The 19,218-nt window shown below is 58.1% G+C and carries 31 protein-coding genes and 5 tRNA genes; 1 reads left to right on the forward strand and 35 read right to left on the reverse strand.

All coding sequences use genetic code 11. The features are described 5' to 3' along the window. Window positions 1-4 precede the first annotated feature (4 nt). From ACIOWL_RS10250 to ACIOWL_RS10395, 30 genes are all read right to left on the reverse strand, one after another. Entirely contained in the window at window positions 5-331 is a 327-nt protein-coding gene (locus ACIOWL_RS10250) for a hypothetical protein (protein ID WP_400384415.1), read from the reverse strand. Between the two features lie 109 nt (window positions 332-440). Next, window positions 441-815, reverse strand: coding sequence for an HIT family protein (locus tag ACIOWL_RS10255; RefSeq protein ID WP_400384417.1), 375 nt, complete (start codon window positions 813-815; stop codon window positions 441-443). Beyond that, on the reverse strand, window positions 812-1,126 hold the full coding sequence (locus tag ACIOWL_RS10260; protein WP_400384420.1) for a hypothetical protein: 315 nt from the start codon (window positions 1,124-1,126) through the stop codon (window positions 812-814). Before ACIOWL_RS10260 ends, ACIOWL_RS10255 begins: the two co-directional genes overlap by 4 nt. Before the next feature lie 125 nt (window positions 1,127-1,251). Continuing rightward, window positions 1,252-1,554, reverse strand: coding sequence for a hypothetical protein (locus ACIOWL_RS10265; RefSeq protein ID WP_400384423.1), 303 nt, complete (start codon window positions 1,552-1,554; stop codon window positions 1,252-1,254). Between the two features lie 6 nt (window positions 1,555-1,560). Beyond that, on the reverse strand, window positions 1,561-1,863 hold the full coding sequence (locus tag ACIOWL_RS10270; protein ID WP_400384426.1) for a hypothetical protein: 303 nt from the start codon (window positions 1,861-1,863) through the stop codon (window positions 1,561-1,563). A 2-nt stretch (window positions 1,864-1,865) separates the two neighbouring features. Beyond that, window positions 1,866-2,813 (reverse strand): major capsid protein, encoded by a 948-nt coding sequence (locus ACIOWL_RS10275; protein WP_400384429.1) that lies wholly within the window; start codon window positions 2,811-2,813, stop codon window positions 1,866-1,868. Window positions 2,814-2,827: 14 nt separating this feature from the next. Next, on the reverse strand, window positions 2,828-3,550 hold the full coding sequence (locus ACIOWL_RS10280; protein WP_400384432.1) for a hypothetical protein: 723 nt from the start codon (window positions 3,548-3,550) through the stop codon (window positions 2,828-2,830). A gap of 277 nt (window positions 3,551-3,827) precedes the next feature. After that, complete coding sequence (locus ACIOWL_RS10285; RefSeq protein ID WP_400384434.1) at window positions 3,828-4,904, reverse strand: phage minor capsid protein; 1,077 nt, start codon at window positions 4,902-4,904, stop codon at window positions 3,828-3,830. Next, complete coding sequence (locus ACIOWL_RS10290; RefSeq protein WP_400384437.1) at window positions 4,891-6,453, reverse strand: hypothetical protein; 1,563 nt, start codon at window positions 6,451-6,453, stop codon at window positions 4,891-4,893. Before ACIOWL_RS10290 ends, ACIOWL_RS10285 begins: the two co-directional genes overlap by 14 nt. Before the next feature lie 14 nt (window positions 6,454-6,467). After that, entirely contained in the window at window positions 6,468-6,671 is a 204-nt protein-coding gene (locus ACIOWL_RS10295; RefSeq protein ID WP_400384440.1) for a hypothetical protein, read from the reverse strand. Next, window positions 6,668-6,826 carry a hypothetical protein gene (locus ACIOWL_RS10300; protein ID WP_400384443.1) on the reverse strand — a complete coding sequence of 53 codons (159 nt, stop codon included), beginning with the start codon at window positions 6,824-6,826 and terminating at the stop codon, window positions 6,668-6,670. The genes ACIOWL_RS10295 and ACIOWL_RS10300 overlap by 4 nt, the downstream gene beginning before the upstream one ends. An 8-nt stretch (window positions 6,827-6,834) precedes the next feature. Next, a complete protein-coding gene (locus tag ACIOWL_RS10305) occupies window positions 6,835-8,079 on the reverse strand; it encodes a PBSX family phage terminase large subunit (RefSeq protein ID WP_400385093.1) in 1,245 nt (414 codons plus the stop codon). Continuing rightward, window positions 8,042-8,590: a hypothetical protein gene (locus ACIOWL_RS10310; protein WP_400384446.1), complete on the reverse strand. Its 549-nt coding sequence runs from the start codon at window positions 8,588-8,590 to the stop codon at window positions 8,042-8,044. The genes ACIOWL_RS10305 and ACIOWL_RS10310 overlap by 38 nt, the downstream gene beginning before the upstream one ends. 197 nt (window positions 8,591-8,787) lie before the next feature. Then, window positions 8,788-8,861, reverse strand: a tRNA-Leu gene (locus ACIOWL_RS10315). Between the two features lies 1 nt (window position 8,862). Beyond that, window positions 8,863-8,937 (reverse strand) — tRNA-Cys (locus ACIOWL_RS10320). Window positions 8,938-8,992: 55 nt separating this feature from the next. After that, window positions 8,993-9,079, reverse strand: a tRNA-Ser gene (locus ACIOWL_RS10325). Window positions 9,080-9,157: 78 nt separating this feature from the next. Then, window positions 9,158-9,230, reverse strand: a tRNA-OTHER gene (locus ACIOWL_RS10330). 100 nt (window positions 9,231-9,330) lie between these two features. After that, a tRNA-OTHER gene (locus ACIOWL_RS10335) sits at window positions 9,331-9,388 on the reverse strand. 198 nt (window positions 9,389-9,586) lie between these two features. Next, window positions 9,587-10,021 carry a hypothetical protein gene (locus tag ACIOWL_RS10340; protein ID WP_400384448.1) on the reverse strand — a complete coding sequence of 145 codons (435 nt, stop codon included), beginning with the start codon at window positions 10,019-10,021 and terminating at the stop codon, window positions 9,587-9,589. Beyond that, window positions 10,018-10,371 (reverse strand): hypothetical protein, encoded by a 354-nt coding sequence (locus tag ACIOWL_RS10345; RefSeq protein WP_400384451.1) that lies wholly within the window; start codon window positions 10,369-10,371, stop codon window positions 10,018-10,020. Before ACIOWL_RS10345 ends, ACIOWL_RS10340 begins: the two co-directional genes overlap by 4 nt. A gap of 120 nt (window positions 10,372-10,491) precedes the next feature. After that, complete coding sequence (locus ACIOWL_RS10350; RefSeq protein ID WP_400384454.1) at window positions 10,492-10,848, reverse strand: hypothetical protein; 357 nt, start codon at window positions 10,846-10,848, stop codon at window positions 10,492-10,494. 117 nt (window positions 10,849-10,965) lie between these two features. Continuing rightward, a complete protein-coding gene (locus ACIOWL_RS10355) occupies window positions 10,966-11,304 on the reverse strand; it encodes a hypothetical protein (RefSeq protein WP_400384457.1) in 339 nt (112 codons plus the stop codon). Continuing rightward, window positions 11,297-11,791 (reverse strand): hypothetical protein, encoded by a 495-nt coding sequence (locus tag ACIOWL_RS10360; RefSeq protein WP_400384460.1) that lies wholly within the window; start codon window positions 11,789-11,791, stop codon window positions 11,297-11,299. The genes ACIOWL_RS10355 and ACIOWL_RS10360 overlap by 8 nt, the downstream gene beginning before the upstream one ends. A gap of 228 nt (window positions 11,792-12,019) precedes the next feature. Continuing rightward, window positions 12,020-12,433, reverse strand: a complete 414-nt coding sequence (locus ACIOWL_RS10365) for a hypothetical protein (RefSeq protein WP_400384462.1) — start codon at window positions 12,431-12,433, stop codon at window positions 12,020-12,022. Next, the gene (locus ACIOWL_RS10370) at window positions 12,426-12,620 is read right to left on the reverse strand and encodes a hypothetical protein (protein ID WP_400384465.1); all 195 of its coding nucleotides are present in this window, start codon (window positions 12,618-12,620) and stop codon (window positions 12,426-12,428) included. Before ACIOWL_RS10370 ends, ACIOWL_RS10365 begins: the two co-directional genes overlap by 8 nt. A gap of 208 nt (window positions 12,621-12,828) precedes the next feature. Further along, complete coding sequence (locus ACIOWL_RS10375; protein ID WP_400384468.1) at window positions 12,829-13,179, reverse strand: hypothetical protein; 351 nt, start codon at window positions 13,177-13,179, stop codon at window positions 12,829-12,831. A 251-nt stretch (window positions 13,180-13,430) separates the two neighbouring features. Then, the gene (locus ACIOWL_RS10380) at window positions 13,431-14,030 is read right to left on the reverse strand and encodes an ead/Ea22-like family protein (protein WP_400384471.1); all 600 of its coding nucleotides are present in this window, start codon (window positions 14,028-14,030) and stop codon (window positions 13,431-13,433) included. 12 nt (window positions 14,031-14,042) lie between these two features. After that, complete coding sequence (locus ACIOWL_RS10385; protein WP_400384474.1) at window positions 14,043-14,228, reverse strand: hypothetical protein; 186 nt, start codon at window positions 14,226-14,228, stop codon at window positions 14,043-14,045. 109 nt (window positions 14,229-14,337) lie between these two features. Further along, on the reverse strand, window positions 14,338-14,667 hold the full coding sequence (locus ACIOWL_RS10390) for a hypothetical protein (RefSeq protein WP_400384477.1): 330 nt from the start codon (window positions 14,665-14,667) through the stop codon (window positions 14,338-14,340). A 703-nt stretch (window positions 14,668-15,370) separates the two neighbouring features. Then, the gene (locus ACIOWL_RS10395) at window positions 15,371-15,703 is read right to left on the reverse strand and encodes a hypothetical protein (RefSeq protein WP_400384480.1); all 333 of its coding nucleotides are present in this window, start codon (window positions 15,701-15,703) and stop codon (window positions 15,371-15,373) included. 258 nt (window positions 15,704-15,961) lie between these two features. On the opposite strand from ACIOWL_RS10395, the gene ACIOWL_RS10400 reads away from it, so the two are divergent. Next, a complete protein-coding gene (locus ACIOWL_RS10400; protein ID WP_400384481.1) occupies window positions 15,962-16,114 on the forward strand; it encodes a hypothetical protein in 153 nt (50 codons plus the stop codon). 1,074 nt (window positions 16,115-17,188) lie between these two features. Here ACIOWL_RS10400 and nrdH read toward each other — a convergent pair. The 5 genes from nrdH to ACIOWL_RS10425 all read right to left on the reverse strand — a co-directional run bounded on the left by nrdH (window position 17,189) and on the right by ACIOWL_RS10425 (window position 19,217). Continuing rightward, window positions 17,189-17,416: a glutaredoxin-like protein NrdH gene (gene nrdH / locus ACIOWL_RS10405; RefSeq protein ID WP_400384484.1), complete on the reverse strand. Its 228-nt coding sequence runs from the start codon at window positions 17,414-17,416 to the stop codon at window positions 17,189-17,191. A gap of 83 nt (window positions 17,417-17,499) precedes the next feature. Continuing rightward, window positions 17,500-17,814: a hypothetical protein gene (locus tag ACIOWL_RS10410; protein WP_400384487.1), complete on the reverse strand. Its 315-nt coding sequence runs from the start codon at window positions 17,812-17,814 to the stop codon at window positions 17,500-17,502. Continuing rightward, the gene (locus ACIOWL_RS10415) at window positions 17,798-18,301 is read right to left on the reverse strand and encodes a single-stranded DNA-binding protein (RefSeq protein ID WP_400384490.1); all 504 of its coding nucleotides are present in this window, start codon (window positions 18,299-18,301) and stop codon (window positions 17,798-17,800) included. Before ACIOWL_RS10415 ends, ACIOWL_RS10410 begins: the two co-directional genes overlap by 17 nt. A gap of 2 nt (window positions 18,302-18,303) precedes the next feature. Next, the gene (locus tag ACIOWL_RS10420; protein ID WP_400384493.1) at window positions 18,304-18,873 is read right to left on the reverse strand and encodes a hypothetical protein; all 570 of its coding nucleotides are present in this window, start codon (window positions 18,871-18,873) and stop codon (window positions 18,304-18,306) included. A 2-nt stretch (window positions 18,874-18,875) separates the two neighbouring features. Further along, a complete protein-coding gene (locus ACIOWL_RS10425; RefSeq protein ID WP_400384496.1) occupies window positions 18,876-19,217 on the reverse strand; it encodes a hypothetical protein in 342 nt (113 codons plus the stop codon). Window position 19,218: the final 1 nt, after the last annotated feature.

Below are 19,218 nucleotides of genomic sequence, written 5' to 3' on the forward strand. Positions count from 1 at the left end.
CCTCCTAGGTCAGGTTCACTTCGACGTGTGCCGGCAGATCCAGCAGGCCGGGATCAGCGACCGCGGCTTTGATAACGATCGCGGTCCGGGATGGCAGGACCACTTCGGAACCGGGTGTGAAGATCCCGGCGTACTCGTGCGGCGCGGTCAGTGTGGTCTCCGAGATAACCTCGGCTCCTTGTCCGTCACGCACCAAGGTACGGGTTTCATCCGCAAAACATCTGACATCCTCGTGGGTTTCCCATTGATCGCCCCATGAGTCGGTGCCAGTGAGGGTCCGGACGGTGACTGTCTTGTCGTAGAAGTCCTCTAGTTCATCGGCCGCGGTCATTCTGAGCCACCGGGCCCAACGAGCGCGTAGTCAGATTTCCGTTCTGGCTGCTCTTGGAATGGCACCGTGAATACATCCGCGATGACGGTCAGCAGTTTTTCCCAGTCGCTCAATGCTTCCCCTTCTTTCCGCTGTACCAAGGCAATGCCAGCCCATCATTGGCAGCCCTTGGCACAACATGCACGTGCAAGTGGAACACGCTCTGAGTCGCTTCAGCCCCGATACTGGTGATGATGTTGAACGCCTGCGGCTTGTCCTCAGGGTCGCGCCGGTGCAGCTGCTTGATGTACTCGGAAGCTGCTTCCATGACGTAGCCGGTCACGCGTGGTTCTTCGGACGCGTCGCGCACGTGCTTACGAGGCATGAAGATTACGTGTCCTTCAACCACAGGGTTCAAAGGGACAATACCGAGTACCCCGATACCGTCATAGACAACGGTGGCAGGTTCAGAGCCGTACAGGATTTCGCAGAATACGCAGTTCATCGGTTCACCACCGCGCTGATCAGACCAGCATTCCGGAGGATCTGAAACGCCGAAGTACACAACACCCGCAACGCGTTCACTCGGGCTTGCTTGGCCGATGCAGCGTCCGCCGCATCATAGGACACCGTAGCGCCCTTGATGCTCTTGGAAGAAGCCACACGCTTGCCGACCTCCACCAGTTCCCCGGCGGACGGGTCCAGCCCGTTGGCGGCCCAGAACGCAGCCTGCTCGCAAGTCGCCTCTTTGAAGGCCGCGGCGCGGTCGGCGTGTCGCGGCATCCCGTCGGAATCCACCGCATAAACAACCAACATCGTCGCTTCCTCCACAAGAGCGGAGGCCGAGCGGAGAAGGGGCACAGCGTTATCAGGTGGCGCTTGTCCCGTCCACTCCTGCAAATCTGCGGGTGTAGCGTAAACACGCATGTGCCCCTCCTCTCTTACTCTGCTGGAATCAGCAGGGCCCGGATTTCGCCGCGTCCCAGCCCAGCCAGCTCCTCGTCGGTCTTACCCTGAGCAACAGCCCAGGCTTTCCACTCGTCAGTAGACGCGTTGCCAGCAGGCGGCTCGTCACCCTGCTTGTACTCGACCGGAACCTTCTCAGACTCGCTAACCTCGTACCCTGCAGCCCGGCAATACGCGATCACCGCAGGATTGTCAGTTTCAGCCTTGCCATTGGCGAACTGCACACCGCCAACACTGCCGTTGAAGTCCTTCACAGGCGCTTCGATAATTGAAGCCATGATTGGTTACCCTTCCTCTTCTGGTGGCTCAGGATTAGCGGCCGTAGGTTGCGAAGCCACAAGGCTGGCAAGTTCAGCAGCGTCCTGAGTTGCTTTATCACCACTGACAACACCAGTGGCAATAGTGCGTACGCTCTCGTCGCCGTGCAGGCCCGGAGAGATAACGTTGGGGCCGTGAGGATTGCCAAGCTCACCCTCAGCGCCAGCATTCGACGGGGCCAAGAAGTCAACATCCGAAGGGGTCACCGCTGCATCACGCAACGGTGACCCGATCAGAGTTGGCTCCACGAAATCACGTGGATCAGCCATGGTTAGACCTCAACCTGAATGCCGCGGAACACGCCCGCCGCCTTGGTTTTCTTCAAAGCCACGCCCACCGGGCCCAGCTCGACCTCGCCGGTCTTGACAGCACCAGGAGTGCTGAAATCCGGGGCGTAGTACGAAACCACGGAGCCGCCAGCAACCGAAACACCGTGGCAGCCGTCCAACGCGAACCGGACAGCGTACAAGTCGGACTTCTTCGCAGTGATCGGGATGATCGGAGCAGCCGAACCAGCCTTGAAACCAGCGTCCACCAGGCGTGCGCCGGCGTAGGTGTCGATGGTGGTGTCACGCGGTCCGACGATCTGCACGTTCTGGTTGGCGAAACGCGATGCAGCCTTGATCAGCTGGATCGTGCGACGGTTACCGATCAGTGCACCAGCTTCACCGTCCAGGGTGGACAGGAGGTCGTCCACGTCGGTGAGGATCTGGAACGCGAGAGCCTGAGTCATCAGGCCGGACCAGTTGCGTGCAGTCGAGTCCTCCGTGGAGGAACCGGTGAGCGCCTTGGAAAGGCCGTCGAAGCTGTCCTCGTCAACAGCGGAGTCGCCAAGGATCACCGCTTCACCGAACTTGGCCTGTGCGGCCTTGATCTTCTGTGCGGTCTGCAACGCGACCTCACCAGAAGCGGCAGTACCAACATTCGCCAGAACACGGTCGATCTGGAACGAACCACCCAGGGGCTTCAGCTCGGTGGTGAACTGCTGGGTAGTGACTTCCTGCGGCACGTACTCAGAGTTGATCGCACGGAACGCAGCGGTTGGTGCGGTAATCAGACGGCGGTAACCGTACGTTAGAGTGTTACCTCCACCGGACGGGTTGACCGCGTCGTCAAAGGTCATCAGGTCAAGGATTGAGTTCGTACGGAACTCGTCAATGACGGCGGTGTCGAGGTCGGTCTGGGCGTTCTGAGACGCCTGTGCGAGGGTTACTGGCATTTGGGTTCAGTCCTTTACTTGGTGCCGTAGTGTGAAGCGGTTGCCTCGGTGAGGCTCATGCTTTTCTTGGTTCGCTGTTCGCCAGACCCGCCGGCGCCATCAGCTGCACTCGATCCCGGCACCCGGCCGGACTTGAGCTTGGGGTTTTCAGTGATCGCATCCGTGATTGCCTTGGTTACCTTGGCAGTGTCGGTGTGATCGATGTCCGCGAGCTTCGCCAGGAAGGCGCGGGAGTCTAGGAGCGCGTCAGCGTCGGCGCCTGCCTTGCCAGCGAGGCGGTAGACCGCGAGTTCGGTCTGGGCTTGATTGGTGGCGGTGTCGCGTTCAGCGAGCTGCTTGGTGAGCTGTTCAGCGGTGGGCTTTTCATCGCCCTTCGCGTCGGGGTTGAGTACCTTGGCGATCTGGTCGAGTACCTTCTTGGATACGCGTTCGTCGCCTTCGGCTTTGCGCAGGTCGTTGATGATCTTCTGCGCGCCCTGTGGGAGGGATTCTACTTTGCCGTCCCATTCGTCGCCCTTCTGGGCCTCGGCAGGCTTGGGTGATGGCTGTCCTTGCGATCCGGGCTGTTCACCGGTCTGCTGGTTCCCCTGCTCGACCCCATCTTCGCTGCCTTCTCCACCGTCTCCGGCGTTGGCGTTCATCTGTGCGTCGCCCCAGCGCTGGCGGTGGAAGTTCAGGAGTTCTTCGATACCGCCTGGTGCGTAGGGATCGATACCGTGAATAGTGCGTCGAGGCATGACAAATAACCCCTTTCGTGGGTTCAGATTGTCTGGTTCTTGGATATGGTTCAGTTACCGGCTGACTCGCAGTCGGTTAAGTGGCAAGGAGACTGTGTAGTGGCACAAGTGCAGATGCGAGATACCGATGACAATTGCCCAAAGTGTGGGGTTGCACTAAAAGAACGAGTGCGTTACGAAGAGGACGGTAGCCAGAACGGCAATTTGGACTGGGTCAGACAGGGTTTTCCAGTTTGCCCAGAAGGACACAAACTAGATTGGAGTGGGATAGGCGGCCCTACCGCGCTTTGAGGTTCGTCCGGTAGCTGAGGTTCTTCCGGTCGTTCGCTTCGCGCCAAGCCGCAAATTCATCCTGCTTGGCGCGAAGCTTCACCCCAGCCTGCTTCGCAGCTGCCGGGTCCAAATCCTGCATGAGGATCTTCTCACGCTTCAACTCGCGTACACGCCGTTCATACGCACGCTGGGTTTGCCGGAGTCGGTCACCCTCAGGGTTCGCGGTGACTCGCCCAGGACCACGCGTGATTCCCGGCAGGTACACCGAGTACGAATGAGTGCACCCCGGGTGAAACAAGCCCTTCCCATTGGCTTCGCGGAGTGACGCAACAACGGTCTTGCCATCTTTGAGTCGCCCCGTAGTGTTACCGGTCAAAGAAAGCACTTTGCCCTCGAATGGCCGGCACAGCTTGCACTCCTCCGGGCTGTCGGACACGATCACCGTATCCACACCGTAATGCAGGAGCCGGTCGCCGTGGCCCTCGCGCAATGCTTGGGAAGTTGCCGTGCGGGTCGCCATCTCAGCGTAACTGGCCATCTCCCACTGCCGGCCAGAACGATCCGTGAAACCCTTCACGCCCTGCCCAGCAAGCTTCTGCAACAGCCGGGCGGACGCTTCACGACGCGTCACCACACCAGAGATAGTCACCGCCGCGGCCTGCTGAGTGACCCGGTTGAACACGTCCAGTGCCCACCGGCGCACATTCAACCGCATCGCCCCGAGAGGTTCTGTAGCAGCGCGCGCAATGACCGCCTCAGCACCGGTGTTCGCGACCCTGCCGAAAAGGTCCGTCTCGATACCGGCCTTCTCCGCGTCATGCACCGCGAAAGCGACACCACGGTTGTAAGCCAGTCCGATGACCTGTTCGACAGCGCCAGGTACTTGCCGGTCAAGATCAGCGAGGATCTTATCCAACTGTCGGAGCAGGTTGCGTTGTTCCATCAGGCGAGTAGTCAACCAGTCCGGAGCATCACCAGTATTGGCGACAGCCCGGGCCAGTCGTTGCAGGATCAGCGACTCAGCACCCACGTAAATGTCACGGATACGCTCCGCTAGGTCACGTGCTTCATTCGGTCGCATCGCCATTCTCTACCCCAAACTGATCAGACAAACCGTTGCTGTCGCTGCCGATCATATCGGGGTCAGCCAACACTTCGAGACTGTTCTCAGCCTTGATGCGTTCCACTTCAGCGGTGATCCAGTTGTCATCCTTGTCAGGGTTGACCATGCGGACACGAGTCTCGATGGACGCTGCTAGGGCGGTGCTGAGCAACTGCGCGGTGCGTGCCAGCGCTTCGGGGTCGTCCTTCACACCGTCGGCAAGCTCAACGCTCACCTTGGCGTTCAGGGCGTTGCCCTTGTTGAACACCATGTTGTCCACAGCCATGAGCTTCCGAACGATACATTCCAACACCGGACGCACAGCCCGTGCTTTACGGCCCTGTGTCAGTCCTGACCGGCGTTCCTTCGCGAACACCTCAGTAGCTGTCACAGCAACGTCCCCGCCGTCACCGAAGGTTTGGGCGGAGTAGCCAGCAGATTTGATGATCTGATTCCAGACCAGCATGATCGTCTGCTCATGCTCCTGCACACGGATCGCGAACTGGATCTGCTCGATGGACAGTTTCGCGTCGGCTGCGGAGCCTGGGGGCGCGTTCACACCGGAGTAAATTTCGTCCTGTCCGAATGATGCGCCGGCGCCGGGCCCGTTGTTGTTCAACAGCGAGTTAGGTACAACCAGCATGGCCTTGCCTAAGCGGACGTCACGCATCAGCGACGTGTACGCCTCATCCAACGCATCAAACAGGCTTTCGATACCGTCCAGATCCGACCGGCCAAGGTACTGACCTAGTGGGTCTTTACGCCACGTCCGATTCGGCCCCATGTTGGGCCAGTGGAACACGGCCAAACCCTCGGAGCCCGTGCTGATCTTCCCTTCCTCGTCCACTTCCAACCCTGCGGTGGAGTGGTGCTCTGCGAGCGGGACCGGGCGGCCAAGGTTGGTTGTGGTGCCTTGGTAGAGGCCGTGGAAAATAACGCCTTCACCGTTCAGGGTTTCGTGCCGTTCAAGATGCCGGTAGACCAGTTGATTGTCGGTCTTTACTACGCGCCAGAACGTCACTGCGACGAGCCGACCAAACAGGAACTCAGGTAAGGCGGCGTCGTAGTCCACGTGTGTCAGGAACGGATGATCCTCTAGGCCTATTTCCCAGGTGACGCGGAGGAAGCAACCACCGAGCGCGGCGGTAGTCTCCGCGGCGTTCGCCAAAGCAGAATGGAAGTCTGGGCCGGTCAAATCCTCCACACGCTTCTGCGTGGCCTCATGCTCCACAACTACGGTTGGTGGCTCGTTGAACAACAAATCAGACGATGCCTTGCACAAGTCCGCGGCCGCCGGCACATGCAACTTCCTCTCCGGTGGCTTAGTTAGGTCCATGCGGGACTCGCCCCAGAACCAGCGGCGAAGGTTCCCAACCACACCACGCTTCGGCTTACCCGCGGGTTTCGAATACACGTTGGCCAGTGAGTCGATGTTGGACTCGTACCAGGCAGCCCATTCGTTGAGTTTCGGTGTGATTGCTTCGAGTTGGGTTGGTGGCCACGGGGTGTTGTTCGCGGGGAGCGGCAAGGTGGCCTCCTAGGTTAGCGTGCTGGCCAAGACCAGTGACCTTCAGTCAAGGTGTCGGCGTGTGGTGTGTTTCGGATTGGTTTGGTGGTTCCGTCGGGTTGAAACACGGTGAGGGTTGCTACGTTGCCGTCTACTGCTGCGATGACTGCTGCGAGCGGTTCGGTTTGGTAGAACGATTGGTAGTGGACGATGCGGCCGACGGTCGGTTGCTGAGTCATTGCTTCTCAACCTCACCAGGCTCAGGAACTTCACCACTGAGGATGAACTGAGCGAACTTATCGGCCTGTTTGATGATGGTTTCCCATTTCAATCCACCGTTCATGTTCGCCAAGATAAGCTCTAAGGCCTTGGCTCGTGCTTCATACTGGTTCATTTCAGCTCCTATGCTGCTAAGGCGACATACGGTCGCCAGTTCGTCTCCGTCGTAGTCAACGCATACCGACCAGCATCCAAACTATGGTCAGCAACCTTCAACGGCCTATCCTCGCCCTTCTCCGTCTGCTTCGGGTCCCACGAATACGAAGGCGCTTCCTCAATCAGACCGGTGCAACGGTCAGCGATCAGTAGTTTGTTCGCTGACAGTGCAGAAGCGAAAGTTCTAATCCCGTACAGGACGTTGTTGTCCGCGTCGATCAGGTTGCCAACACCGTCGTTCGCTAACTGAACTTTGAACGATGCAGCGGCCGGGTCAACGATCATCCACTCAGGTTGTGGTGTGCCGAGCGGGTGGTGTTGGTCTGTCATCCAGGCGCGCATACGCCCGGAGATTTCCGAGTCGGTGAGGCGGCGTTGGGATTGTTTCGCGTCGTACCGCCATTCGTCCATGAAGTAGAGGCGGTTGTCTACGCCGAGGCCGAGCATGACAGCCGACGTGGCGTTGGTTGTTCCGTAGTCGATACCGACAGCAAGCGTGCGCGTCATCGGTGGGAGTGCGTCCCAACTGATGACGTGTTGCTTCGGGTCCCACATGTCGTAGACAGCACCTTCAGCGGCAACCCATTCGCCCAGGATGAAACGCCGGTACCAGAGGCCTGTGAACTCGGACTTGATCGACTGCACATAGTCAGGCTCAAGTGATGGGTTGTCGTCAATGGTGAACGACCAGCGACCCCACCCGGTGAGCCCGGTGCTGATGCGGTCTAGGAATTTGCGTTTCAACCAGTGCGCGGGGCTGTCCGGGTTAGTGGTACCGAACAGTTGGGCACCCTTCACGGACATGCGACCGAGCAGCTGAGTGAAGAACTCCTCAGGCAACGTCGTAACCTCATCACAGATACAACCCGCAACGGTCATGCCGCGGAGAACCTTCTCCGCCTTAGCGTCAGAAGCACCCATGATATGCACGGTACGGCCGAGGATCTTCACTGTCGGCGCACCGTAGTTCCCCACAACCTGATCAGACAACCGGCCGAACAAGTCCGGGTTCTGCATCGGCGCGACCATGTTACGCCACACCGAATCACGGGTACGCCCGATCATGAGCAGTTCCCCACCACGCGGCGCATTCGCCAAGAATAAGAACCACCGCAACAACGCGATGATCGTCTTACCCGAACGAATCGCACCCTCAAGGATGTTCACACGGTGACTACTGGTCTGCAGGAAGTTCAACTGGCGGGGACTCACTGCCTCCGCCGGAGCCGTCAGGATCGACAACAGGCATCGCCCCCAACTGCTCAGCAAGCTTCTCCAACATCGACCGACCAGCACCAGCACCGTTATCATCGTCGCGCGCGTCAAGCTCATGCGTAGTTTTCAAAGCAACCTGAACAGTCTGAACAAGGGTGCGACGCTCAGCAGACGGAATGAAATCTAACGTGGCCGGATACTCAGCACCACCCTCGCCACGCTTCAACGTCTGGAACGACGGAGCTTCAAGCACATCCAACGCAGTTTCAGCCTGCCCGTAGAGTCGGGCCGCGATGTTCTGCCTGCGAAGCTTATTGTCAACAATGACTGCTTCTACCGCGTGCGCGGTGCGTTCGGTTCGAACCGTTCGAATGTCAGCTGCTTTGGCCCAACCGGTGACCGTCCCTTTGGGTATTCCGAGCTGCTTCTTTACTTCGCTTGGGCCGTCTGTTTCGTAGAGCTTGAGGGCTTCGGCGCGTTGCTCTTCGGTGTAGCTTCGTTTTGCCACATTCTCAGCCCTCCTTCCATAATGTGTGTGACGGCGGCTTGCCTACGCGCATCTATGTTTGGTTAGGGGTCGCGCCGTCAAGAATGTGTGGAGCAGGTGCGCCTACCCGTTCGAACTCAGTGAGCTTCGGGTGATGAGCGTCCTTCGTTCCCTGCGCCAGTTATATGAACTGGGAGGGTTGACGTTGACTCCACAAGTGCCTGTCCCGTGATTCGAACACGGACCTGTACCGGGTTTGAGCCGGTTGCCTCTGCCGTTGGGCTAGACAGGCTTGGAGGTTCCTCCGGGAGTCGAACCCGGTAAGCATGGCTTTGCAGGCCAGCACCTTGCCGTTCGGTCAAGGAACCCTGGCACGGACGTTACCGCTGTGTATGGCTGACCGCTGGGGTCTCCGTGCCTCGGCGGATAGAGGACGAGTCGAACGCCTGCGCCTGTTAGAGCGCCCCCGGGTTTCGAATCCGGTGCCGAACCGCTTCGGCTTCACTATCCTTGCAAACCCCGCAGACGACGCGTCGCTGAGCTAACGTCCCCTGTCGAGGGTAAGGGTTGCCCCATTAGGACAATCCGTGGCAGCAGTAGGAATCGAACCTACCGTGGACCGGTTTACAGCCAGCCCTGTCACCTTGACTCTTCTACTGCCTTGGCCGACTATCTCCCCGTCGGCTATGGGATTAGGCCATTGGAGGCAGTCATCCTGTCGCGACCTCTAGTACGCGAACTCCCGGTCCTCCGACCTGGCGTGCGAATGGCAGGACTCGAACCTGCGCGCCACGGCTCTACCAGCTGAGCTACATTCGCTCCCCCGGGTCTCGTGTACCTGGGGGCTATTCAGTTATGACGAAACCCCATGGAGCGAACTCAACATGGGGTTCCCCGGGATGGGAGATGCGCTAACAAGGCCAACCCGGTTTTGGAGACACGTGTGCCTAACCACCACCAACTATACCCGAATAGTTACCCGATTACACACCACATCAAGGTATTACGCGGTAGAAATTATTCAGACAGCACTTTAGACAACCAGTCCAACTGATCAGACTCCCAACGAGCAGCACACGCCCGGCACTCAGCAGACCACTGCCCCCACCTCAACATGACACCCTCATCGTCGTAGCAGTACAGCACCAACGCGATTTCTCGCGACTCACCGTAATGGTGCTCACCGCAGGAAGGGCAAGGCCTGTTGATTTTCCGTGGCGGTTTGGTCGGGTTGAGGTAGTCGTGGATCTGTTTGGCCCACGCATCGGTAATGCGGCTCAGGTGTTCAGGCCATTTGGGTAGTTCGTCAGTGGTGATCACGTCATCGAACGCCTGGATTACTTCGGGCAAGGTGGTCTGGTCGGCTTTGAATAGTTGCCAGTGTTCATCCCGGGCCTCCCGGTCGATGTCCTGGTAGAGGCTGATCGCTCCGACATCAACGGGGATCTTCAACTCAGTACTTGAGTGCGCGGCACCACCGGTGCGGTCTGGTTGCGCTGCGCCTTGGATCTGATCGAGGAGGCTGGGGCGCATGCGTCCATCGCGAAAGTGTTCGCGAGTGAGGCGGTGTATAGATTCGCGCATGGTTGCCTTCCGGTGATTGTAACTTCGGTTTCTGGTTTCACATGATCCCATTCGAGCCGGCCGTCATCGGTTTGGATCACGATGGTGGTGTTGCCGTCTCCGAGGTGCTTCACCTGGATTAGTTTTCCAGCGAGTGTCCGGTTGAATGATGCTTCGAATCGGATGTGCTTGCCGCGGTCTGCGCCGTTGAGGTGTTGAGCTTCTCTTGAGGTTTTCATGCGGAACCTTGTTTTCCGGTAAACAACGTTTCCTCCTTGTTGTCGCCCATGGTTGCTATAGCCATGAGTGCATCCAGTGTGTGTAGGCGGTCATGATGAACTCCCAAAACCAAGAACCGATCACTGGATGCCCCGGATCTGCTCGGCGCGGTTGCGGAGTATGTCTGCGCATTCGTTAAACGTCTTTTCCTTGTCCGCCATATGCTCTGGGTACAGCGCCCAAGCAAACTGGGTTTTGCGTAAACGAGGATGGTTCTGCAAGTTCTCAGCCGCTTCTTCCAACGCCTCTCGTTTCGCTTCGGCGCGTACCTGCTCTAACCACCGGTCGAACTCGGCTTGAACAGTCGGCACCAGCGCAATGCCCGTGGATTTCGGCAAATGGTATAACTTTCGATCCACCCATATGTCGCGTATGCCATCTGTCGTCGGCGTAAACCTTCCGCCGTACGTCGCTTCGTGCTTCTTATTCGCGCCCATCAGCGTTCCTCCTTGCTTCTGCGTCCACACATCCGGCATTCGTAGTGCAGGAATAGCTTGCTCCTACGGATAAAGTCCCAGTGATGGCCCAGCGCGAGGCACCACGGGTAGAGCATGTTAGGCACCGGGCACCTCCGGCATGTGCAGCACGCGGGCGGGGAAGCATCCCGTGTCATCGGTTGGGTAGTCGTCGCCTGCTTTGGCGGATGCCCAGCCAGAACTCCAATCGGTGCGTAGCCTAGCGGTGCCATCGCGCAGGATGACCACGCTTCCAACCGACAAGCCGTCCGCTTCTTCGACGCTGGTCACTTCCGGCAAAGCGGCAGCGAGATAAGCGGAAACCATCTGCTCAGTGATCGCATAGCTGTTGGTCTTGCCATCGTGGTGCACCTTGTCGCGCACCAAAATACGCGTGGCCATTTCGATTCCGTCCAGGTTTAGCGGGGTATCAGGCATTGCGTTCCTCTACTGGCTCAGTGCATTCTGGGCATTCGGATTCTTTGCCCTGCACGGTGGTAACGTTCTGCCAGCCGCGCACGTCTGGCTCGCTCAGGTGCCCGTGTGTGGTCGGTTCAGGGCCGCACGGGTAGGGCTTGATTGCTTGCGGGTTCAATCCGTAGTGCACAGCGCGTTCGTGCGCCAATTCTCCGGTTTCGTCTCCGGCGCGCATGTCGGCCCAGTCCCAGGCTTCCTGTCCCGTGAGCCCTTGCAGCATGGCATCAGCTAAGAATGCAAGATTTCGTGCGGTCACTAACGCTTCTGTGCGGTTCACGGACATACGGGGCTCCACTCCTGACCAGCTAGTTCCCCAGACTTCAAGACCGATAGCGCGTGAATACAGGTATGGAACCTCGACGGCCAGCGGCCGGGCATCGTAAGGCTCTGGATTGTGTGGGTAAAGTTCGTGTGCGTACCGGCGTTTGGTGCGTGTTTTCTCAGTCATTTTTTGTTCCTTCCTTACATGTGCATTCGGTTTTGATTTTCCAGCAGTCGGGGCATTCGTACTTGCCCCGGCACCCTTCGCAGTAGTGCTTGTCGCCTGGGCATATCCAGTCAGCGTCTGTTGCACAGTGCATAGCTTCCGATGCATCCCGGTAAACCTGCTCGGTTTCGTCCGACAAATCGCGTCCGCAATCGTCGCAAGTAAGCCAGTAGAACAGTCGTGACTCGATCACCGCTCGGCCCTCTTGTCTGCCAGTTCACGGGCTTTACGGGCAACAGCGAGCCATTTGTCGGGCGAGCAAGCTGAGTCAAGGGTCGTGTGGGTGTAGCCTGTAAATTTTTTGTAGTATTCCAGCGCTTCGGCTTCCAACTCCGCCTGCTGCTTGGCTTCGGCTTCCATTTCCTTCAGGTGCTTATCGAAATCGCTTAGCCTCCGCAGAATCTCGTTGGATGCCAAATACTCGTTAGGCCAGCCCGCCGCTTCGAGGATTGCCAGGGCCAACGCAGGCGCATCAGACGGGGCGAGCGTGATGCCGCTCCGACCTGCATCCTTGTAATTGATAACCAAGGTGAAGTGCTTGCCTAATTCCTTCACGTGCAATTCCCGAGTTTCTTCAACGCTCTTGAATGTCTTGCTAGTCATTGTTGTCTCCGTTCTTGGTGGTGCGGGCAGCATTGTCCGCGTAGGCAATCGCCTGCTCTTGAGTTTTGAAGTACCTGAGGAATCCGCGGTCGGAGTAGACGCGCCACTCGTCGCCCGTAAAGATGTGCTTGAATCCCTTGTAGACGTGCCAGCGCCCCGGGTTCGTCATGGCGAAGTACGTTGACATGATCCGCTTACTCCGGTCCACGCCGTCTGACCAGCTGCCGTCAGCGAGACGGTACGGTGCGCGGTGCGGAATAAAGCCCATGCCGCGGCAGGTGGCGCAGGACATGGAGCGCGGTGGGCGTTTAGGATCAGGCAGCGCTCCCTCACCTCTACAGTCCTTGCACTGCTGAGCGTCCGCGTAGGTCCGCTTTATGCGATGATGCAAACGATTAGCCACGGTCGCCCTCCAATCCTTTGTCAGCGAGCTGGCGGGTCCGGCATGGGTGATTGACGTACTCGTCTGCGTCGCCCTCAGGTTTGCAGCACCCTCCACAAGCCCAATAGTCAACAACGTCGTGATAGAACGTCTGGTCAATCTCTACGTGCTCAAGTTCGCAGTCGAAGTCCGGGCATTCGTCCGAATAAACGGGAAACGGCTTATGCAGTTCTTGGATCGCTACAAGAGCGGTGCGCATGGTCTCGACTCGGTTAGGCAGCGGTTCTCCGCAGTAGTCGCATTCCGGGTCATGCGTGAACGTGTGCTCCGAATACTCGCCGTGAGCACTGATGCACTTACTCAAGCCCATCACCGTCCTGTAGTTGGATTTGGTATCGGCTTCCTGGCTGATTCGGTTCGTTCGAGCCAGTGCATTCGTTGCCGTGGAATGTTGCTTTCGGGCAGCGCTTGTTCCCGCAGGTTGCGCAGACGATCATCCCGCCGAAGCCCTGCGTCCAGTCGCCGGTTTCTTCGACTAGCTTTGTCCGCCGGTCATCGTCGCACCGTGAACAACCAGCAGCGCCGGGGAATGAGACACCTCCGGGATTGCAATACTCACCCACGCCCATCACCGTCCAAGGCGCGGTCGATGGCGTTTACTGCGCCAGCGATGCTCAACCCGGCATTCATCGGTTCATAAGAGGCCTCACACCACGTATTCCGAAGCGCTCTAACCCGATCAATGGACGCATGAGCCTTGCGCAGAGCCGAAGTTTCACGCGAGCTACGGTGCGCCCAACGCTTGTTTGCATCGAGAGCGGCATCCCGATCCTGTTCAGCCTGTTCGGTGCGGGTGATCAACGCGAGCACGGTCTCAGGGTCGAACGCGGCGATGAACTCAGCGTTGGCCACGCTTCCCTCATCCCAAAAAATCGGTTGCATCAGCACGATTGGACCACGGCCAATGTCGCCCGGGCGGTGCCGTGGACCGACAACGTACTTGCCGGGAAAGTTCCCTGACTGGCGGGCTTCCCACGGTCCTGGGGTTGCTTGCTCCGCGATCTTGCGGAGCTGGTCCAGGTCTTGTGGGGTGTGTCCTGTATCAGCTGCTGGCACCCCCATGCGGCCTGCAGCTGATACGGACCCCGACGGTGTTCGGAGCTGATCAGCAGGAAGATTGGATGAGACAGGGGTTTTCTTGGATTCGTTAGTCACGATGCGCCCCCTTTAGACCAGGTAGATGCCGACAGGGAAACTGTCATAGCTGGGGTATTCGTGCCGGTAATAACGCAGCATGTCCCCCGAAAACGGGGTACACCAGTCCGAATCTTCGGTGTAGTGGTCTGCGATTTCAGCGACCGAGGTAGTCGGGTAGATCCGATCCTCACGCTGAGCATTGATACAAAAAGACATAAATTCCTCTCCTGCCGGTAGATCCGGCGTCCTCGTTAGCAAGATTTACTCTACCGCGTCCCACCGACTTAATCGAGTAGAACGCGGTAGAAAGTTTTTAGGCAAAAATTTACGGTTCATCCGGTCGCGCACCCGACAGCAACGCCCCAAAATCCCGCAGCGTCATCGTCACCAACTGCTCACCAGGAATCGCACTCCCTCGACGTTTATGCACGACAACCCCCGCCAAAGCATCAAGGTTTCCGCGCTCCCGCTCAGCCTCACGCAACCACGCAGGTAGAGCCATCGTCGCCACGTCCTTACACTCAATCGCCACAGGCTGGCCCCAGATCTTCACGCCGCGCACGTCACCCAAATCCAGAGCACCAGTGCGAACCTGACGGTCGATTCCGTCGTCATCCAGCGCTCTCGCCAGATAATCCGCAGTGACCCGCTCCATGCGGCTCCCGGCCGCTTTCGCTGACTTCAAATTCCGTCCCACACTTTTCCCTTCCTCAAACCGCTCAGAATTGGCTCTAAGCGCCTAAAACAATCATGGATAACCACTCACCCTACTTACCTTCCCCTACCGCACCAGGCGGTGCAACACGGCCCCTACGGAAGTCCTCCCACCAATCCGGAGGACCCACCCGACGATGACGCCCACGACACCGAGACTCCACCACACCATGCTCCACACACACCAACTCCCGCACCGGCCCTTGGCGCTCAACAAACGCACCAGCCCAATGAGGCCCCGACATCCCAATCACCGCCGGAGTCCGATTCGCCGGATTCATCGCCGCACGAACCACCGCCACAGCCAAAGCATCCACAGGCCCACGACCACGAGCCATCTCCAAAGCCTTCATGATCCCAGCCGGCTGCCAATCAGGCCGAAGCGAATTGATGAACCCAGAGAGATGCTGGGCCTGCTCTTGGGTTATCTGTTTTGGATTTATCTCATTCATCATCCGTCTCCTGCCTTCCCGCGTTACGAACGTAACGACATGATGATTTCTAGCCCCGGATTTTTAAGAACCAAACCCATAAGACTGAGGTGAGTTAAGTACTTGGTCTTGGTCTTGGTCTTGGGCGGTTGAACACGACCCGAACGAACGCCGAACGTTCGCCTTTCGTTCGCCCGAACATTCACCGAACACTCACCCCGGGTTCTTGTTCTCCCGGGCTTTTCGCATCCTCTCCGCTGCTTTCCGTTTCTCCTCGATGACCTGCTCTTTCGTGCGCTGGTACTCCGTCCACGACAAGAACTGCCATCCATCCGGTACCGGCTCCCATAGGCCAGCAGTGACGAGTTTCCCTGCCAAACTCTTACCCTTGGGCCACGAAACAACGAACCATTCCGGCACCTCACCATCAGTCAAATAGTCGGTGCAATACGTACCCGAAACGAGCCACAAACCGATCGCTTCCAACCCTGCCGCTCTCACCTTCGGGTGCGAGTGCATCCGGTCATCAGCGTTGAACCAGGCCACTGTAGTCCCTCCATATCTGCTGTCTTGTCCAGTGCCAGGCTTTGTACTCGCACATGTAGTAGTTGACGTGATAGCTGTCAGGTTGGCCTTTCGCGATGAACATTCGCATCGCAACGGCCTGTTGTCGGGTCGGCGCCCACACTTTCCCGCACGCACACCGAGGAAGCAGCGTCACAGCAATGTCACTCCTGTCAAAGTCCCATCAGCGTTCAACCCAGGGTGCAACCAAATCCCGCGATGCCCCTGCATAGTGCAACCATGACCGCATCCGTGATTCATGGTGTAGCAGGCATATTGGCCTCGGTGTTGGGCCAGAATATGCGGACACTCGGCGCCGTCGTTCCTGCGATGGCATTCACCGGTCCCGTCCTGGTGCACGGTAACGGTTCCGCTGCACCGCAAGGTGAGTAGTGACCGCTCCCGCGTAGGGTCCGCGGCTACCCACTGCTCTTCGTACTCGGCTGCAGCCCGACTGCACTGGTTCCGCTGATGGAACTGCACGCCGTCCTTGCCGAACGGGTTTGAGCAGGTTAGGGCCGGGAAAAAGATGCTTCTTCTGCCGGTGCGTGATCGGCTCCTTGCACGCTGGGCAATACCCGTCCGGCAGCTTCATGGCTTCCACCGACCGCTCTACCGCACGCTGTGCTTTCTCCCCGCTGCATGGTGGTAGCTCCCCGCACTGGTTGCACACCGCGTAATGCTCGTCCAATACCCGGAAATAGGTATAAACCGATTTCAACTTGATACCGTAGTGCTCCCCCTTGTCCTGTCCGGTTAGACGCTCCACGATCATCTCGTGCAAGTAGGACCCGTCCAATGGCTCCCGGTACTCCAAGACCCGGTAGGCGTGACTGTCACGGCCATCAATAATCGTTCCTAATGTTGGCCGGTTATCTGGCTTGCTCATTGCTCCACCTCGAACAACGTGACAGTCTCGGACAAGTAATCGTTCAGCTCTTCGGTTTCAGTCATAGCCGTTGTCCTTTCAGCTGTAGTAAAGAGTTGGCTCGATCGATTTCGGATTGGGTCAGTCGCCGGTCAATTGGCTGGTCACTCTTATGGCAACCGCACTCTTTCCTCGTGGCACACACCTGAAATGGGGTCCAGCAGCATGACTTCCTGCAGTTCATGACGCTGCCTCGATCCAACCGTCAGCACGAGCAAACCGCCGGCACGCAACGCAAAACTCCGTCGCCCTCGACACCTTCCGATCAATCCCACACCGAGCACAAGCCTGCACATCAGAGGGTTTCTCGAATACCGGCTGTGGACCGAATGTTGCAGTTTCAGACTCAACAACGATGACAAGTTCAGCTTGACCTGATCCAGGAACATCCTTGCCCAACCGAACAAATGCCTTGGCTTCACCAACAGTGATCACTCCATGCCTGCGCGCCACATGTGGCAAGTCTTGGATCGCTTCCGCCTTCAAATCCTCGTAACTCAACGTTTTGTCTAGCACTGGCCACATGGCTTGAAAGACGCTCATGCTGCCACCGCCAACAAAGCGATCTTGTCCGGCCGGAACCCGCCCCAATGCTCTTCTGCAGTAACAACCACCGGCGCCTGCAAGTAGCCAAGCCCACGAACAAACTCCAAGGCCTCTTCATCCTGCGAAATGTCCACCTTTTCGTACTCCACACCAGCCTTATCCAAGGCCTTATAGGTCGCGTTGCACTGCACGCAAGACGGCTTCGTGTAAACCTTTACCATCGTCTTTCTCCTGATTTTGGGTGCACAAAAGGACAGCCATAAGCCCCCAAGCATTAGGGCTGCCCTCTCCGTGCGGTATCTAATTAGTCGCGGTAAATAGTGACCAGGTTCCCAGCCACCACACCGCCGAAAGGCGAAGGCTGACCATCAGCCAGCACCAGCTTCTCCAAAGCCGTCAGACCCTCAACCTTGCCCGGGTCTAACGTCACAACAGTCTTGCCAGCACCGATCCGGATACCCTGCACTGCGTCCCGGATACCCTGCACCCGCCCATAGGCCACATCATGCAAGTGGAAGGACTGCTTGTTGCCGAACCCCGGCACAGTCACACTGGCCGCGGCCGGCACCGGTGCTGGCTTCTCTTGAAGGTCACCCCACGGATCAGAACGGTGGTTCACTGCTGTCACCCCACTGCCCTTCCTGGCTACCCCCGGTGCTCCATTGGTCGGCAGCTGGTGGGTTCCAACCGCCACCCTGCTGAGGCTGGTTCTGCTGCGGTTGGAAGTTCCCACCGCCTCCGCGCTGGGTGCGGGTCACCTTCGCCGAAGCGAACTTGAGCGACGGGCCAATCTCGTCCACTTCCAACTCCATGACCGTCCGACGTTCGCCTTCCTTCGAGTCATACGAACGCGACCGCAAACGACCCTGGACGATGACACGCATGCCCTTCGTCAGCGTCTCAGCAACGTTCTCCGCGGCTTCCCGCCACACGCTCGCCCGAAGAAACAACGCTTCCCCGTCCTTCCACTCATTCGACTGCCGGTCAAAAGTCCGCGGAGTCGAAGCAATCGTGAAGTTCGCAACCGCCGAACCCGACGGCGTGAAACGCAACTCCGGATCCGCCGTGAGATTGCCAATCACCGTAATAACTGTCTCGCCCGCCATGGTTACTTCCCTCCGGTGATCTTGACGACAGCATCAGCCATCAGCGCTTGAGCATGTTCCTGCATCTTCGCGACGATTGATTTCTTCGCCTCGTTGACGGCCTTGTCCATCTCCGACTTCATACGATGGTCCACTGCTGAATCCATGTAGGCCTGCAGGTTCGTTTTTCGGTTGTAGGAGTCGCGCTTGTCTGCGGGGGAATTGAACCAGGCAGTGATGCGGTCGTGCATCAACTGGGCGATACTGCGAGGTTCACCCTTCGGGGTGCCGAACTGATCGGTCGGAGTAACGATCTTGTCCAGCGCTTCATCTAGCAACTTGGTCACTCGCTCATCCAGTGCCTTCTCCGCAATCTCAACGGCGTTGAAGTTCCATGTGCTGCGCAGTTCGCTATCGATCTTTGCTGCTACCCGCTGACCCACGATCTCTGCGACTCGGTGAGCGATGGTGATGTCAGATGATCCACAGCGGTCGCCGTCCTCGTCGTACTCGACTTGGGTGCCAATGACAGTATCCAAGCTGATGTTGAAGGACACTTCTAAGCTGTCTTCGATGGTCTTGTCCTGTGCCATGGTTAGGCCGCCTTTCGTTCTTGAATAACTCGATGAAAATCGTTGTCCAAAATGTGCCACTCCCCAGTGACCCGGTCGAACACCGGAACTTCCTCCGGCACCTGCCACCGCTGCAGCTTCCACCCATAAACCCGGGCCTGCTGCGCAATATCAGCGTTCGACTCAATCAGCCCGTTCACCGCCGAACACAACACGATGATGTTTGCCGGCCGGTCCAAAACCTTCGAACCACCAATGCCACGATTGATACGGTGCTGAGGAACGTACGTATCCTCACGGCCAAGACACCCGCACGGGCAATGCATGTCCCTGGCCAGGTACTTCGCGAACTGTCGCTTCGTCATT

Origin of the sequence: Glutamicibacter sp. NPDC087344, from assembly GCF_044744225.1 — a bacterium.
Classification (GTDB): Bacteria; Actinomycetota; Actinomycetes; order Actinomycetales; family Micrococcaceae; genus Glutamicibacter.

Excerpts from the sequence above, each read along its gene's own strand:
- ACIOWL_RS10250 (WP_400384415.1), bottom strand. The coding sequence starts at position 331 with ATGACCGCGGCCGATGAACTAGAGGACTTCTACGACAAGACAGTCACC.
- ACIOWL_RS10255 (WP_400384417.1), bottom strand. The coding sequence starts at position 815 with ATGAACTGCGTATTCTGCGAAATCCTGTACGGCTCTGAACCTGCCACC.
- ACIOWL_RS10260 (WP_400384420.1), bottom strand. The coding sequence starts at position 1,126 with ATGTTGGTTGTTTATGCGGTGGATTCCGACGGGATGCCGCGACACGCC.
- ACIOWL_RS10265 (WP_400384423.1), bottom strand. The coding sequence starts at position 1,554 with ATGGCTTCAATTATCGAAGCGCCTGTGAAGGACTTCAACGGCAGTGTT.
- ACIOWL_RS10270 (WP_400384426.1), bottom strand. The coding sequence starts at position 1,863 with ATGGCTGATCCACGTGATTTCGTGGAGCCAACTCTGATCGGGTCACCG.
- ACIOWL_RS10275 (WP_400384429.1), bottom strand. The coding sequence starts at position 2,813 with ATGCCAGTAACCCTCGCACAGGCGTCTCAGAACGCCCAGACCGACCTC.
- ACIOWL_RS10280 (WP_400384432.1), bottom strand. The coding sequence starts at position 3,550 with ATGCCTCGACGCACTATTCACGGTATCGATCCCTACGCACCAGGCGGT.
- ACIOWL_RS10285 (WP_400384434.1), bottom strand. The coding sequence starts at position 4,904 with ATGCGACCGAATGAAGCACGTGACCTAGCGGAGCGTATCCGTGACATT.
- ACIOWL_RS10295 (WP_400384440.1), bottom strand. The coding sequence starts at position 6,671 with ATGACTCAGCAACCGACCGTCGGCCGCATCGTCCACTACCAATCGTTC.
- ACIOWL_RS10300 (WP_400384443.1), bottom strand. The coding sequence starts at position 6,826 with ATGAACCAGTATGAAGCACGAGCCAAGGCCTTAGAGCTTATCTTGGCG.
- ACIOWL_RS10345 (WP_400384451.1), bottom strand. The coding sequence starts at position 10,371 with ATGAAAACCTCAAGAGAAGCTCAACACCTCAACGGCGCAGACCGCGGC.
- ACIOWL_RS10350 (WP_400384454.1), bottom strand. The coding sequence starts at position 10,848 with ATGGGCGCGAATAAGAAGCACGAAGCGACGTACGGCGGAAGGTTTACG.
- ACIOWL_RS10355 (WP_400384457.1), bottom strand. The coding sequence starts at position 11,304 with ATGCCTGATACCCCGCTAAACCTGGACGGAATCGAAATGGCCACGCGT.
- ACIOWL_RS10360 (WP_400384460.1), bottom strand. The coding sequence starts at position 11,791 with ATGACTGAGAAAACACGCACCAAACGCCGGTACGCACACGAACTTTAC.
- ACIOWL_RS10365 (WP_400384462.1), bottom strand. The coding sequence starts at position 12,433 with ATGACTAGCAAGACATTCAAGAGCGTTGAAGAAACTCGGGAATTGCAC.
- ACIOWL_RS10370 (WP_400384465.1), bottom strand. The coding sequence starts at position 12,620 with ATGTCAACGTACTTCGCCATGACGAACCCGGGGCGCTGGCACGTCTAC.
- ACIOWL_RS10385 (WP_400384474.1), bottom strand. The coding sequence starts at position 14,228 with ATGTCTTTTTGTATCAATGCTCAGCGTGAGGATCGGATCTACCCGACT.
- ACIOWL_RS10390 (WP_400384477.1), bottom strand. The coding sequence starts at position 14,667 with ATGGAGCGGGTCACTGCGGATTATCTGGCGAGAGCGCTGGATGACGAC.
- ACIOWL_RS10400 (WP_400384481.1), top strand. The coding sequence starts at position 15,962 with ATGACCGCATCCGTGATTCATGGTGTAGCAGGCATATTGGCCTCGGTG.
- nrdH (WP_400384484.1), bottom strand. The coding sequence starts at position 17,416 with ATGGTAAAGGTTTACACGAAGCCGTCTTGCGTGCAGTGCAACGCGACC.
- ACIOWL_RS10415 (WP_400384490.1), bottom strand. The coding sequence starts at position 18,301 with ATGGCGGGCGAGACAGTTATTACGGTGATTGGCAATCTCACGGCGGAT.
- ACIOWL_RS10420 (WP_400384493.1), bottom strand. The coding sequence starts at position 18,873 with ATGGCACAGGACAAGACCATCGAAGACAGCTTAGAAGTGTCCTTCAAC.
- ACIOWL_RS10425 (WP_400384496.1), bottom strand. The coding sequence starts at position 19,217 with ATGACGAAGCGACAGTTCGCGAAGTACCTGGCCAGGGACATGCATTGC.